Here is a 14,653-nt window from a genome sequence, read left to right as displayed (position 1 = left end):
GCAGGTCAGCCGTCTTCCCGGAGCCGATTCATGATCGATCTCACCACGTCCGGGATCGCCTCGACGACGTCCCCGGCGGCGAGCGGTCCGCGTTGACCGGCGATTCCGTGGAGGTAGGCGGCGCAGGAGGCCGCGTCGTACCCGCTGAGGCCCGCGGCCAGCAGCGTTCCGGTGAGTCCGGCGAGCACGTCACCGGTGCCGCCGGTGGCCAGCCACGGGCTGCCGGTGGGGTTGATCCTGACCGGCCGCCCCTCCTCGGCGACCAGCGTGGTCGAGCCCTTGAGCAGCACGGTCACACCCAGATCCGCCGCCGCCCGCCGTACGTGCTCCAGCCCTCGCGCCTCGATCCGCGCCCGTGGCACGTCCAGCAGCCGCGACAGCTCGCCCGCGTGCGGAGTGATCAGCACGGGTGCGGTACGGCGGAGCAGCGTCCTGTCCTTGGCGACCAGCGTCAGCGCGTCGGCGTCCACGAGCACCGGGACGTCGCTCGCCAGCACCGAACGGGCGATGGCGAGCGCGTCCTCATCGGTGCCGAGCCCGGGTCCGAGCACCCACGCCTGCACGCGGCCCACCTCCTCGATCCCCTCCCCCGGTGCGAGCGTCGTGATCACCGTCTCGGGCCAGCGGGCCCGCACCTGCGCCACCGGCTCGGCGACGCCCGCGTAGCGGACCATGCCCGCCCCGGCCCGGATCGCCCCGCCCACGGCCAGCACCGCGGCCCCGGTGTAATGCTCGCTCCCGGCCGCGATCCCGATGACGCCCCGGCGGTATTTGTCGGAGGTGGCGTCGGGCCTGGGCAGCCGCAGCGCCACGTCCGCGTCGGTCAGCGCGGACGCGTCGGGGTCCGGCAGGTAGGGGCCGAGCCCGATGTCGACGAGCTCCGCCCGCCCCGCGTGCCGCGAGCCCGGATCGACGAGCAGTCCCGTCTTCCAGGCCCCGAACGTGACGGTGGCGTCCGCCGTGATCGCGGTCCCGTCGACCCGTCCGTCGGCCGCGTCCACTCCACTCGGCACGTCCACCGCGATCACCTCGCCGGGCGCGTCGTTCGCGAGCCCGGCGAGGGTCGCGTACGGCTCGCGCAACGGCCCGGTCCCGCCGATCCCGACCAGCCCGTCCACGACCAGGACCGCCGCCCCGATGAGCCCTCGGACCGCGGCGTCGTCGCGAGCGTCCGACGCGCGGCCCCCCGCCCGGCGCAGGGCCGCAAGCCCCCCGGCGTGGACCCGCGACCCGGCGAGGATCGCGTCCACCCTGGCTCCCCTGGACGCCAGGCGCGCCCCGGCGTAGAGGGCGTCGCCACCGTTGTCGCCGCTGCCGACGAGCAGCACGACGCGGGAGCCGTACACCGCGCCGAGCATCCTGGCGCAGATCACGGCGAGCCCGGTGGCCGCCCGCTCCATGAGGGTGCCCTCGGGCACGGTGGCCATCAGTGCCGCCTCGGCCGCCCTGATCTGGTCGGAGGTGTACGCGGTCCGCATTCCACCGAATCTAACCTCCGGCGATCACATAGGCGATGGCGACGCCCCCGTCACGGGTCAGGGAAATCTGCCGGCGGGCGGCTCCCGGGGCCTGAGCGGTATCCGCCGTCCGGCCCGTCACCCGCGGGCTCCGGCCGGCCGCCTCCGAGGCGAGGGAGGCGGTTCGACGTTCCGTGAAGGTTCCCAGGGGCCGGCGCTCGGGTGCGCATCACGATCGATCGGGGGTGCGGTTCGACATTCCGTGAGGGCGTCCAGAGTTGCGGTCCGACGTTCCGTGAGGGCGTCCAGGGGCGCGGTTCGACGTTCCGTGAGGGCGCACAGGGGAGGAGATGCGTCCCGTCCGTCCTGTTCGACGGATTCGCGCCGCGTTAACCCGCTACCGTCAAATCCGCCATATAGCATTAATCGCTAATTAACCGGACGAAAGAGCACCTCAGTTCTTTTCCCACTTATGGGCATCTGCAATCCATAGAAGTTATCCACAGGCTGTGGATTGTGACCCGAACCCCAGGTGGACCCGGCTAAAGTGGCCTTTTGGATCTTTCTTTCCCGGGATGTGAGCTTGGTCACCCTCAGCATCTTCACGGCCGTCGCGCTGACGGTGATCGGGGCCCTTCGGTGGTCCGGCAAGGTCCACCCGCACAGGGTCGCCCTGTTCGCCCGGCGGCAGGAGCTGGCCGTCACCCCCGCCACGGAGCCGATCGTCCACGACTATCTGCGGATCACCCGCATGGTGCGGTCGGCGGGGCTGGTGGCGGGGCTCGCCTTCACGACCTTGGGATTCAACTCCTATCTCTTTCTCGCGTCCACCCCGCTCGACGCCTTCACCGGCTGGTTTCTGGGCGTGATCGGAGCGGAGCTGGTGCTCGCCCGCCGCCACGGCTCCGGTCCCGGCGCGACGACCGACCGCCTGCCCGCGCTCCTCTCTCCGCCCGCCTCCTGGTTCCTGTACGCCGGGGTGACGCTCGGCGGGATGATCCTGCTCCTCGGCGCCGTCGACCTCGCCCTCGGCGGCCCCCGGCCGGGCCAGCTGTGGCTGGGCTTCGGCGGCCTGGTCCCGGTCTGCGCGCTGCTCCTGGTCCGTTCCCTGCGGAGGCGGCCGATCCCGGTCGCCTCCGCCGAGGTGGTCGCGGCCGTGCTCGCCACCCGGTCCCGTTCCACTCACGTGCTGGCCACCGGCGGCGCGGTCTTCGCGCTCGACATTCTCTGGCCGGACTCCTTCCCGCCGCCGAGCGGCTCCCTGCCGGCCGACCTCCTCCTGTCGGCGGCGGCGATCGCCGCCCTGATCGTGGGCACGCACCCGTGGGCGATCACCGTGACGGCCCCCGCCCCTACTCCACCGTGACCGACTTGGCCAGGTTGCGGGGCTGGTCGACGTCGTGGCCCTTGGCGGCGGCCAGCTCGCAGGCGAAGACCTGGAGCGGCACCGTGGCGACCAGCGGCTGGAGCAGGGTCGGGACGGCCGGGATACGGATCAGCATGTCGGCGTAGGGCTCGACCGCCGTGTCGCCCTCCTCGGCGAGGACGATGGTTCTGGCGCCCCTGGCCCGGATCTCCTGGATGTTGGACACGATCTTGTCGTGGATCACGCGCTGGCCGATCGGGGACGGGACGACGACCACGACCGGGAGCCCCTCGTCGATCAACGCGATCGGGCCGTGCTTGAGCTCACCCGCCGCGAAGCCCTCGGCGTGCATGTAGGCCAGTTCCTTGAGCTTCAAGGCTCCCTCCAGCGCCACGGGGAACCCCACGTGCCGGCCGAGGAAGAGCACGCACCGCTCGGCGGCCAGCGATCTGGCCAGCTCGCGGACCGGCTCCACGGTTTCGAGCACCTCGTTCACCTTGGACGGCATCTCGGCCAGCCGGTCCATGATCTGGGAGATCTCGTCGCCGAACCTGGTTCCCCGGACCTGGGCGAGATAGAGCGCCACGAGATAGCAGGCGACGAGCTGGGTGAGGAAGGCCTTGGTGGAGGCGACCGCGATCTCCGGGCCCGCGTGGGTGTAGAGGACGGCGTCGGACTCGCGCGAGATCGTGGAGCCGTTCACGTTGCAGACGGCCAGCACCCGTGACCGCTGGTCGCGTGCGTGCCGTACGGCCATGAGCGTGTCCATGGTCTCGCCGGACTGGGTGATCACCATGACCAGCGTGTCGCGGTTGAGGATCGGGTCCCGGTAGCGGAACTCGCTGGCCAGTTCGACCTCGCACGGCACGCCAGCCCAGTGCTCGATGGCATATTTCGCGATAAGTCCGGCGTGATAGGAGGTCCCGCACGCGACAACGATGATTTTGTTGATGTCCCGCAGCTCCTGGTCCGACAGCCGCATCTCGTCCAGCACCAGCAGGCCCTCCGAGTCGACCCTGCCCAGCAGCGTGTCCGCCACGGCCTGAGGCTGCTCGGCGATCTCCTTGAGCATGAAGTAGTCGTAACCGCCCTTCTCGGCGGCCGAGGCGTCCCAGTTGACGTGATAATCCCTCGTCTCGGCGGGACGGCCGTGGAAGTCGGTGATCGTGATCCCCGACATCCGCAGCTCGACCACCTGGTCCTGCCCCAGTTCGATCGCCTCGCGCGTGTAGGCGATGAACGCCGCGACGTCCGACCCGAGGAAGTTCTCCCCCTCCCCCCGCCCGACCACCAGCGGCGAGTTCCTTCGCGCCCCCACCACCACGCCCGGCTCGTCCAGCGAGACCGCGAGCAGCGTGAACGCCCCCTCCAGGCGCAGGCACACCCGGCGCATCGCCTCCGCCAGGCCGTCGACGGCGAACTCCTCCAGCATGTGCGCCACCACCTCGGTGTCGGTCTCGGAGACGAGCTTGTGCCCCTCGCTCTCCAGTTCCGTCCTGAGCGCGGCGAAGTTCTCGATGATCCCGTTGTGGATGACCGCTATCCGCTCGTCACAGTCGGTGTGCGGGTGAGCGTTGCGGTCGGTCGGCGCGCCATGGGTGGCCCACCGGGTGTGCCCGATCCCGGCCGTCGCCGTCGCCGGGGGCCGGGAGACCAGGATGGACCGCAGATTGGCCAGCTTTCCCGCCCTTTTCTCCACGATCAGGTCGCCGTCGTCACCGACCAGGGCGATCCCCGCCGAGTCGTACCCGCGGTACTCCAGCCGCCCGAGCCCCTCGACCACAACCTCGACCGCCTGCCGGTGACCGGTGTATCCCACTATTCCGCACATGGCCAACCCCCTTCACCTTGAGAGATCGGCCGCTGAGCCTATGGAGAACCCCCGTGGGAACCCAAGATTCCTGCCCGGCATCGGGCAACGCCGTACCCCCCTGAGGGCGCCGCCGGCCGATCAGTAGGCTTCGGAACCATGGCCAACGGGTTAGACACGGCGTCACCATACGTGCAACTGAGCCGGGCGCAGTGGAGCGAGCTCCGCAAGAACACGCCGCTGACGCTCACTGCGGACGAACTCGAGGAGCTGCGCGGCGTCGACGATCCGATCGACCTGGCCGAGGTCACCGACATCTACCTGCCGCTCACCCGGCTGCTGAACCTGCACTTCACCGGGGCCAGGCAGCGCAGCACCGCGCTCAACACCTTCCTCGGGGCCAGCCAGCGGCCCGCGCCGTACATCCTGGGCATCGCGGGCAGCGTCGCGGTCGGCAAGTCCACCACGGCCCGGCTGCTCCACACCCTGCTGGCCCGCTGGCCGGAACATCCCCGGGTGGAGCTGATCACCACCGACAGCTTCCTCTACCCGAACCAGGTCCTCACCGAGAAGAACATCACGCACAGGAAGGGCTTCCCGGAGAGCTACGACCGGCGGGCCCTCGTCAGGTTCGTCGCCGACGTCAAGGCGGGGCTGCCCGAGGTCACGGCTCCGGTCTACAGCCACCTGGAGTACGACATCGTGCCCGGCGCGACCCAGACCGTGCACAGGCCCGACATCCTCATCGTCGAGGGCCTCAACGTCCTGCAGCCCGCCCCGCCCACCGCGCTCGCGGTCAACGACTACTTCGACTTCTCGATCTACGTGGACGCCAAGGTCGAGCACATCCGCAACTGGTACGTGGACCGCTTCCACAAGCTCCGGCGGACGGCTTTCGAGGATCCCAAGTCCTACTTCAAGTATCTCGCCGAGCTGTCGGCCGAGGAGGCGACCACGTTCGCCGAGAACGTGTGGCGCGACATCAACGAGCGCAACCTCGTGGAGAACATCGCCCCCACCCGGGGACGGGCCGGCCTGGTGCTGTACAAGGGCCCGAACCACTCGATCCAGCGCGTACGGCTCCGCCGCATCTGATTCCCGGACGGGCTCCGAGGCCCGGTCCGGCAAGCCACGACGCGAGTTCGGAGCGGGCTCCGAGTCCCGCCCCGCGAGCCGCGACGCGGGTTCGGGGTGGCCTCCGCGGTCCGTCCGGCAAGCCGCGATGCGGGTTCGAGGTGGGCTCCGCAGCTCGTCCGGCGAGCCGCGACGCGGGTTGGGGGGCGGGGTCCGTGCCGCATCCGCGCGTGATCAGCCGGGTGGCGAGGACCGCGGTCACTCGTCCGAAAGGTCTACCGCCCTTGGCCTGATATGCGACTTTCAGGGTGATCAGTGCAGGAATCCTCACCCGTATAAGACGCGTTCCTGCCCTTATGGAGGAGGGAAAACTCCTTCGTGTGGCGGAGGAATTTACGACACGCGGTAGATAGTGTCCGAGCATGACTATCCTCGCCACCGAGGGACTAACCAGACGTTTCCCCCGGGTAACGGCGCTCGACCAGCTCACCGTCACCGTCGGTCCCGGCGTGACGGGCCTGGTCGGCGCCAACGGCGCGGGCAAATCGACGCTGATCAAGATCCTGCTGGGGCTGCTCGAACCTTCCGGCGGAACCGCTCAGGTACTCGGCATGGACGTGACGACCCGGGGTGCGGAGATCCGCCGGGTCGTGGGTTACATGCCCGAGCACGACTGCCTGCCGCCCGACCTGTCCGCCACCGAGTTCACCGTACACATGGCCCAGATGTCGGGCCTGACACGCACCGCCGCCCGGGAGCGCGCTGCCGACGTGCTGCGCCACGTGGGACTCTACGAAGAGCGCTACCGCGCGATGGGCGGCTACTCCACCGGCATGAAACAGCGGGTCAAGCTGGCCCAGGCCCTGGTGCACGACCCGCGCCTGGTCCTGCTGGACGAGCCCACCAACGGCCTCGACCCGCAGGGGCGCGACGAGATGCTCGCGCTGATCCGCAGGATCGGCTCCGAGTTCGGCATCAGCGTGCTGGTCACCTCCCACCTGCTGGGCGAGCTGGAGCGGGTCTGCGACCACGTCATCGTGATCGACGGCGGCAAGCTGCTGCGCTCCTCGGCCATCGGTGAGTTCACCCAGAGCACTCAGACCGTCACGGTCGAGGTGGAGGAGGGCCAGGACGCCCTGGCGGCCCGCCTCACCGAGCTGGGCGAGACCGTCACCTTCCACGGCCGGATGCTCCTGGTCCACGTCCGCGCGCCGGAGACCTTCGACACGCTCCGCGACGCGGTCTGCGAGCTCGATCTCTCTCTCATCCGCATGGAACAGGGCCGCCAGCGCATCGAGGACGTCTTCCGGGAGCCCGTCAATGTCTGAGTCCACGGGTGTCATTCACGACATCGGATATCGCCACTACGACGGGGCACGGCTCGGCCGCGGCCACGCCGTCCTGGCACTGACCGTGCACAGCCTGCGCGGGGTGTTCGGGCTCGGCCGCACGGCCCGCGCGAAGATCATCCCCTTCCTGCTCGTGGGCGTGATGATGCTGCCCGCGGTCGTCTCCATCGCGATCATGGCGGTGGTCAAGCAGAAGGGACTGGGCTACACCGAGTACGCGGCCATCATGCAGGCCGTACTCGCGATCTTCCTGGCCTCGCAGGCGCCGTACACGGTGGCGCCCGACCTGCGCTTCCGGGTGCTGCCGCTCTACCTGTCGCGCCCGGTGACGCTGGTGGACTACGTCGGTGCGAAACTCGCGGCGATGACGACGGCGATGTTCCTGCTCCTGGCCGTACCGCTCACCGTGCTCTTCATCGGCGAGATGCTCATCGACCTGCCCGGAGACACGCCCACCGCCGCCTACCTGACCAGCATGGCCGGAGCGGTCTGCTACGCGGTGCTGCTGGCCTGCATCGGCGTGGCGATCGCCTCCTTCACCCCCCGGCGCGGGCTGGGCGTGGCCTCGGTCATCGCCTTCTACCTGCTCACCTCCGCCGTCTCCACCGTGCTGTTCGCGACGTTGGAGTCGATGGGCAACGACACCGCCGCCGCATGGGCCTGGCTGATCAACCCGTTCTTCCTGGTGGACGCGGCCGTACAGGTCGGGATCTTCGGGGCGAAGCCCGCACAGAGCAGCATCTACCCGTCGGGCGCCGGGACCGCGGTCGCGATAGTGATCATGCTCGCGCTGATCGCCCTGTCCGTGACAGCCCTGATCATGCGATACCGGAAGGCGGCCTCGCGATGAACATCGAACTGGCTCAGGTCTCCCGCTGGTACGGCAACGTGGTCGCCGTCAACGACATCACGATGACCGTCGGCCCCGGCGTCACCGGCCTGCTCGGCCCCAACGGCGCGGGCAAGTCCACCCTGCTGCACATGATGGCCGGTTTCCTGGCCCCCTCCGGCGGCACCGTGACCCTCGACGGCAACCGGATCTGGCACAACCACGAGATCTACCGCTCGATCGGCCTGGTCCCCGAGCGCGAGGCCGTCTACGGCTTCCTCACCGGCTGGCAGTTCGTGCTGTCCAGCGCCAGGCTCCACCGCCTCCCCAACCCCGACGACGCCGCCCGCAAGGCCCTCGCCCTGGTGGAGATGGAGAGCGCCAAGGACCGCAGGATCGAGACCTACTCCAAGGGCATGCGCCAGCGTGTCAAGGTGGCGGCGGCGCTCGTGCACGACCCGCAGGTCCTGTTGCTCGACGAGCCGTTCAACGGCATGGATCCGCGCCAGCGCATGCACCTGATGGACCTCGTCCGCGACATGGGCACGGCGGGCAAGACCATCCTGTTCAGCTCGCACATCCTGGAGGAGGTGGAACGGGTCGCCCAGCACATCGAGGTCCTGGTCGCCGGCCGCCACGCCGCCTCGGGCGACTTCCGCGAGATCCGCCGCCGGATGACCGACCGGCCGCACCTGTTCCGGGTCAGCTCCAGCGACGACCGCCGCCTGGCGGCCGCCCTGATCGCCGACGTCTCCTCGGGCGCGGTCTCCCTGACCGAGGCGGGCCTGGAGGTGCAGGCCGTGGACTTCCGGCGTTTCACCCGGCTGCTGCCCAAGGTCGCCAAGGAAGCGGACGTGCGGATCTGGCGGATCTCCCCGGCCGACGAAGACCTGGAGAGCGTCTTCTCCTATCTGATCAACAGGAGCGGCTGACCATGAACGGTGTCATCGCTGGAATCTCCTACCGGGCGCTCCTCGGCCGCCGGCGGATCTGGCTGCTGATCCTGCTGCCCCTGGTGCTGATCGGCCTGTCCCTCCTGCTGCGGTTGCTCGGCGTCACCGACGAGCGGACCACGGTCACGCTCATGCAGACCTTCGCCATCGGCACCATGCTGCCGCTGCTGGGCCTGATCGCGGGAACCGGGGTGATCGCCCCCGAGATCGACGACGGAACGATCATCCACCTGCTGGCCAAGCCGATCTCCCGGCCGGTCATCGCCCAGACCAAGTTCCTGGTCGCCGCCTCGATGCTCGCGCTGTTCGCCGCCGTGCCGACCTTCATCGCGGCTTATCTGCTGGTCAACCTCGAATCCGGGATCGCGTACGGCTTCGCCCTGGGCTCCTTCATCGGCGGCATCGCCTACGCGGCGGTGTTCATGCTGCTGGGCGTGCTGACCCGGCACGCGGTCACGATCGGCATCATCTACGCGCTCGTCTGGGAGGGCGTGGTGGGCAATTTTGTCCCCGGCGCCCGGAAGTTCTCCATCCAGCAGTGGGCCCAGTCGATCGCCGACCAACTGTCGTCCTCGGCGTTCTTCACCACCGAGATAAAGCTCAGCTTCGCCATACCGGCCCTCCTCATCGTGACCATCGGTGCGGTCTTCTGGGCGGGCCAGCGCCTGCGCAGCTTCTCCCTCACCGGCGACGAGTAGATCCCTCCCGCCATGTGCGCCCCCTCAGCCGGGGGCGCACATGTAGCGTTCGGATATGAAGCCGTTCCTGACCGAGTTACGCCTCACCGAGTTCAAGACCTTTCGTGAGGCGACTCTGCCCCTGGGCGGCATGACGGCACTCATCGGCCGCAACAGCAGCGGAAAGTCGAACGCGCTCGACGGGCTTGAGGTGCTCTCCCGCCTGGCCACCGGGGCGGACCTCGTGGATGCGCTCGACAGCCGGCGAGGCGACGAGGGGCCGCTACGCGGAGGCATAGAGGGGTGCCCTCCCCATGGAACGGACCGGTTCCGGTTGGGGTGCGCTGTCATTGCCGCTCATCGGGTGGGCAATAGCTACTCCTATGTAAATCTCGATGTCACGATCCAGGTCCGTCCAGAGCCGGAAATCATCAGCGAAACTCTTACCGGCATGTCGGGAAAGGCTCGTTTGACACGTAATCCGTCACGCCAGGACACGCATGATCTTCTCCGGACGGCAGACGCACAGCCCGGATCCGGCAGCATCGACGCCACCTGGTACAACGGCCGCCGAGGGCGAGACCCCAGAGCGTCTTTCCGCTCCACCCGGCTACTCACCAGCCAGCTCCCTCTCCGATTGACAGGCGAGACGGAGACCGAGCGCCATGTCCGCGCCGCCGCGGAGGACGTCCTGGAGACGCTTCGAGGAGTCTTCCATCTGGACCCCGTTCCTCACCTCATGCGGCAGTACGTTCCCAGCCGCGACACCAAGCTCCGCAGGACCGCCGAGAACCTCCCGGCTGTGATCGGCCACATGGCAGAGCATGATCCCCGGCGGTTCCATCAGCTCGTCACCCGCGTGCAGAACCTCGTCGAACACGAGGTGACGGGGATCGAGGTGATCCGTTCGGAGCTCAATGACGTGATGCTGGCTCTCAGGGAGGACGGGGCGATCACCCCGGCCCGGGAGATGAGTGATGGCCTGCTAAGATTCGCTGCCATCGCCACGAGCCTGCTCCGCCAAGGACAGGATCTCGATCTCGGCGTGCGCGGCACGGAAGGTGATGGAAGATCCCCGACTCTGGTGATCGAAGAGTTGGAGAACGGCCTGCACCCCTCCCAGGCAACCCAGATACTTGACCTGGTCAGGCAGGCCACACAGGAAGACGCCTCCCGAGTGATCTTCACAACGCACAGCCCCGCGCTGCTTTCGGCTCTGGGACCAGAAGACCACCAACATGTCATCGTCTGCTCTCGCGACCGTGACACCGGCCTTTCCCACCTTCGGAAGCTTCCCGAGGTGGACGGGTATCCCAGCCTGATGGCTCAAGGCGATCTCGGCACGGTCGTCACATCCGGACTTCTGGAGCAGCCCCGTTCTGCTCCGGCTCGTGACTTCACCGAGTTCGACCGGCTCATGGGAATCGGCTAACGGTGGGTCGCAGGGTTGAGTTCGTCGATACCTCGGTGCTCTGCAACCTCCTCGACGTCCCGGGGAAGAACCAGGACCGAAAGAACGTGCTGCGAGCGCTGGAGGAGAAACGAGCGTGTGATCTCGTCCTGCCCGTCACCGCTGCGATCGAGACGGGAAATCACATCGCCCAGCTCTCGGACTGTCGGCTCCGTAGGCAGTACGCCGACAAACTGAGCAAGCTCCTCGAACTCGTGATCCTCGGGGAGGCACCGTGGGTGCTCCGCACCGTCGAGTGGGGAGAGAGCTTCCTTCGGTCGCTCCTTTCGGGAGCGGGAACCGGGACGCCCTTCTCCGATCACGTGATGGCCAAGCTCGGCTTGGGCGACCTCTGCATCCTGGCCGAACGTGAGCTGTACCGGAGCAGGGTGACCGGCGTGGAGGTCGGCATCTGGACACTGGACGGCCAACTCAGCTCCCACTCCTGAATGAAAGAGCACGACCCGCGCATCGAATGCGCGGGTCGTGCTCAGATGGTTCAAAAGTAGGCCGTACGGACTGCGACCTCACAATCCCGTCTGCCGAGACCGCCGTAGAAAGATCGTGACACTCCAGGCCGGCGTGGTCAGGACGGTAGCCGCAGGCGGGCTTGGCGTCTCGTGCGGCGGGCGACCAGCGTTCCGGCCACCGCCACGATCAGAAGCCCGATTCCCATCAGGACGTAGCGCAGGGTGCCCGTTGCCGGGTGGGCCGCCAGGCGGGCGGCCTCGGCCGCGGCGGCGCCGGCCGGCAGCTCGTCGGAGTGGGTGGCGCAGACGATCGGTTTGGCGTCCGCTCCGGTGCTCGCGCAGGCGACGGTGGCCAGGCGCAGTAGCTGATCCGGTGTGTCCTGCACCTTGGCGGTGGTGTGGAAGGTGACGTCCTTGCCCGCCCTCACGTCCGCCGACCAGACGATCTGTCCATGCCGCACCGCACCGTGCCCGTCGGCGGAGACGAACTTGAGGCCGGGCGGCAGGCTCTGGGTGAGGTGGAGGTTTCGGGCGCCCGCCGTGCCGATGTTGCGGACGGTGACGGTGTAGGTGAGCCGGTCCCCCTCCTGGGCGGCGGTCCGGCCGTTGTCGACGCTGATGCTCAGCCTCGGGACGTTCCCGGCGGACGCATTCCCAGCGGCGGCCTTCGCGGCGGACGCCTTTCCATCGGCCGCCCTTCCACCGGTTTTCTCTCCAGCGGCCTCTTTTCCACCGGCCGCTCTTCCTGCATCCGCCTTATCTCCGGCGGCTGCCCTCCCGCCTGCCTTCTCTCCGGCGGTTGCCTTCCCACCGGTCCCCTCTCTGGTCGCCGTCTTCTGGTCACCGCCCCCCGGCGACGGATCCGGCGAGGGCGCCGCCGAGGAGGGGCCTGCGAGGACGGCGGCCAGAATCACGCCGAGTCCGCAGGCGACGGCGGCACGCCGCGCGGCGCCGGTGTGAGAGGTGCCTGTCATGGCTTCTCCTTCGCGTTTCACATAGAAATGAATGATTCGGTCATGTACAGAGGTGGATGATCTGTGGTGGTGCGGAGGGAGACGGCAGGTCACGGGGTTATCGCGACGTAGTCGATCGTTGTGGAGTAGCGATCGGCCGCGACGAAGGGAATGTCCACCTCGTAGTCGTTGCCGATGGCGTCCCCACCGGGTGCCGAAGGACCGGACTGCTGGTGGACGACGACCGGGGTCGTCGCCGAGAGCGGCGAGAAGGCCGAGGTGCCGCTCTCGCGGACGCGCAGGTTCGCGACCGGGATGCGGTCGGTCACGCCGGGCGTCGCGGGGACGAGCTCGGAAGAGTTCGCCCGCGCGGTGACGGTGTAGCCGTTGACGCTGTTCGTGGTGACGGTCATCGTCACCACCTCCGTGCCACGCACGGTCGTGTTCGGCATGCCTGTCAGCGTGAACTCGTTGATCAGATCCGTCATGGCGATGCTCGTGGGTGTCACGGTGATCGAGCTGAAGCACCCGGGATCGGTGCCGCCCACGGGGCAGGTGCTACCGGTCACCGCCGAGGTGACCTGGGCGTCGAGGACCCCGTCACCGGTGACCAGGGCGTTGACGGTGACGCTGAAGGTGATGACCGCGGTCGCGTTCACGGGCAGCGCACCCGTCCAGTCCAGGGTGGTGCCGGCGAAGGAGAGGACGCCGCCGGAGGCGGCCGCGTCCCCGTTGTACGTCGCGTCGTCGAGCACTCCCGCCAGCAGGGCACTGAGCGTCGCGGCGGCGTAGGGGGCCTCACCGGTGTTGGCGGCCACGATCGTGTAGTGGACGGTGCCGCTCGCCACGATGTCACCGTTGGTGTCCGACGTCATGGTGATGGTCAGCGCCGGGACGAGGATGGTGACGGTCGCGGCGCAGCCGGGATCGGTCCCTGCGTCGGGACAGGTGGAACCGGGTTCGGCGGAGGCGACGGCGTTGTTCAGGACGCGGTCGCCGGAGGCGGGATAGGTGACGGCCACCGAGTAGGTGACTGTGGCGATCTCACCGACCGCGAGATCACCGTTCCAGGTCAGCACCGGCGCGGCGTAGGTGACCGTACCGGCGGAGGCGGTCGCGTCGTTCTGGTAGACGGCGTCGTCGAGCACGCCGGCCAGCGCGTCGGTGACCGTGGCACCGGCGTAGGGAGTCTCTCCGGTGTTGGCGATCGTCACCGTGTAGTGCACGGCGCTGCCGGCGACGACGACGGCGGTGTCGGCGGCCTTAGTGATCGTCAGTGCCGGCACGAGGACCCGCACGAACGTCGTGCAGGCGGGGTCGGTGCCGCCCACCGGGCAGGTGCTGCCCGGGGTCGGCGAGGTCACGTTGCTGGTCAGGGCCTTGTCACCGGGGTCGGGGTCCTTCACCGTGACGGAGTAGGTGATCGTGGCGCTGGCGCCGACGGCGAGAGCACCGGTCCAGGTCAGCTTCGGCGCCGTGTAGTCGAGGGTGCCGGTGGTGGCGGTCGCGTCACCGTTGTAGATCGTGTCCGGGAACAGCCCGTCGAGCGCGGAGACGACGGTGGCCGCGGCGTAGTCCGTCTGCCCGGTGTTGGTGAGCGCGATCGTGTAGACGACCGTGCCTCCGGGGGTCGTGGTCGCCGCGTCGGCTGTCTGGGTGATGCTCAGCGCCGGGATCAGGACGGTGACGGTGGCGGTGCAGGCGGGACCACCGCCGCCCACCGGGCAGGTGCTGCCCGGCACGGACGAGGCGACGACACTGCTCATGACCTTGTCCCCGGTGCTGGGGTCGTTGACCGTCACCGTGTAGGTGACGGTCGCGGTCGCGCCGACCGCCAGGTCACCGGTCCAGGTCAGATCCGAACCGGCGAACACGACACCGCCGGTCGTGGCCGTCGCGTCCCCGTTGTAGATCGCGTCGTCCAGCACACCCGCGAGCGCGTCGGTGACGGCCGCCCCGGTGTACAGGGTCTGGCCGGTGTTCGCGATCGTGATCGTGAACCGTACGCTGTCGCCGGGGGTCGTGGTCGCCTTGTTCGCCGTGGTGGAGACCGCCAGTCCGGGGATCAGGACGGTAACGGTGGCGGTGCAGGCGGGACCACCGCCGCCCACAGGGCAGGTGCTGCCCGGCACGGACGAGGCGACGCTGTTGGTCATGGCCCTGTCCCCGGGATCGGGGGCGCGAACCGTGACCGAGTACGTGACCGTGGCGATCTCACCGACCGCCAGGTCACCGGTCCAGGTCAGATCCGAACCGGCGAACACG

General features: G+C 68.8%; 12 protein-coding genes. 8 read left to right on the top strand and 4 right to left on the bottom strand.

What is annotated here, in order from left to right; translation table 11 throughout:
• Positions 1–5: 5 nt before the first annotated feature.
• Positions 6–1,478 (bottom strand): NAD(P)H-hydrate dehydratase, encoded by a 1,473-nt coding sequence (locus CHC08_RS22265; protein WP_089209283.1) that lies wholly within the window; start codon positions 1,476–1,478, stop codon positions 6–8.
• 562 nt (positions 1,479–2,040) lie between these two features.
• On the opposite strand from CHC08_RS22265, the gene CHC08_RS22260 reads away from it, so the two are divergent.
• The gene (locus CHC08_RS22260) at positions 2,041–2,823 is read left to right on the top strand and encodes a hypothetical protein (protein WP_089209282.1); all 783 of its coding nucleotides are present in this window, start codon (positions 2,041–2,043) and stop codon (positions 2,821–2,823) included.
• Here the strand turns inward: CHC08_RS22260 and glmS are convergent.
• Entirely contained in the window at positions 2,810–4,654 is a 1,845-nt protein-coding gene (glmS, locus tag CHC08_RS22255; RefSeq protein ID WP_089209281.1) for a glutamine--fructose-6-phosphate transaminase (isomerizing), read from the bottom strand. The genes CHC08_RS22260 and glmS overlap by 14 nt on opposite strands.
• 138 nt (positions 4,655–4,792) lie before the next feature.
• Between glmS and coaA the strand changes: the two genes are divergently transcribed.
• The 7 genes from coaA (at position 4,793) to CHC08_RS22220 (ending at position 11,414) form a co-directional block, all read left to right on the top strand.
• Positions 4,793–5,728, top strand: a complete 936-nt coding sequence (gene coaA, locus CHC08_RS22250) for a type I pantothenate kinase (RefSeq protein ID WP_089209280.1) — start codon at positions 4,793–4,795, stop codon at positions 5,726–5,728.
• A 401-nt stretch (positions 5,729–6,129) separates the two neighbouring features.
• Entirely contained in the window at positions 6,130–7,035 is a 906-nt protein-coding gene (locus tag CHC08_RS22245; RefSeq protein ID WP_089209279.1) for an ABC transporter ATP-binding protein, read from the top strand.
• Entirely contained in the window at positions 7,028–7,906 is an 879-nt protein-coding gene (locus tag CHC08_RS22240) for an ABC transporter permease (RefSeq protein WP_089209278.1), read from the top strand. Before CHC08_RS22245 ends, CHC08_RS22240 begins: the two co-directional genes overlap by 8 nt.
• The gene (locus tag CHC08_RS22235; protein ID WP_089209277.1) at positions 7,903–8,817 is read left to right on the top strand and encodes an ABC transporter ATP-binding protein; all 915 of its coding nucleotides are present in this window, start codon (positions 7,903–7,905) and stop codon (positions 8,815–8,817) included. Before CHC08_RS22240 ends, CHC08_RS22235 begins: the two co-directional genes overlap by 4 nt.
• A gap of 2 nt (positions 8,818–8,819) precedes the next feature.
• A complete protein-coding gene (locus CHC08_RS22230; protein WP_089209276.1) occupies positions 8,820–9,536 on the top strand; it encodes an ABC transporter permease subunit in 717 nt (238 codons plus the stop codon).
• A 55-nt stretch (positions 9,537–9,591) separates the two neighbouring features.
• Positions 9,592–10,947 (top strand): AAA family ATPase, encoded by a 1,356-nt coding sequence (locus tag CHC08_RS22225; RefSeq protein WP_089209275.1) that lies wholly within the window; start codon positions 9,592–9,594, stop codon positions 10,945–10,947.
• 2 nt (positions 10,948–10,949) lie between these two features.
• The gene (locus tag CHC08_RS22220) at positions 10,950–11,414 is read left to right on the top strand and encodes a hypothetical protein (RefSeq protein ID WP_089209274.1); all 465 of its coding nucleotides are present in this window, start codon (positions 10,950–10,952) and stop codon (positions 11,412–11,414) included.
• 137 nt (positions 11,415–11,551) lie between these two features.
• Here CHC08_RS22220 and CHC08_RS50755 read toward each other — a convergent pair whose 3' ends face one another.
• Together CHC08_RS50755 and CHC08_RS22210 are read right to left on the bottom strand one after the other, a co-directional pair.
• On the bottom strand, positions 11,552–12,409 hold the full coding sequence (locus CHC08_RS50755) for a DUF11 domain-containing protein (protein WP_218825419.1): 858 nt from the start codon (positions 12,407–12,409) through the stop codon (positions 11,552–11,554).
• A gap of 89 nt (positions 12,410–12,498) precedes the next feature.
• Positions 12,499–14,653: DUF7927 domain-containing protein (locus CHC08_RS22210; protein WP_143653307.1), on the bottom strand; the 2,155-nt coding region annotated here is incomplete at its 5' end.

The sequence above is a fragment of the Streptosporangium subroseum genome (genome assembly GCF_900188345.1).
GTDB classification, from domain to species: domain Bacteria; phylum Actinomycetota; class Actinomycetes; order Streptosporangiales; family Streptosporangiaceae; genus Streptosporangium; species Streptosporangium subroseum.
The sequence above is the reverse complement of the archived record's forward strand: the minus strand, read 5'-3'. Positions and strand labels throughout refer to the sequence as shown.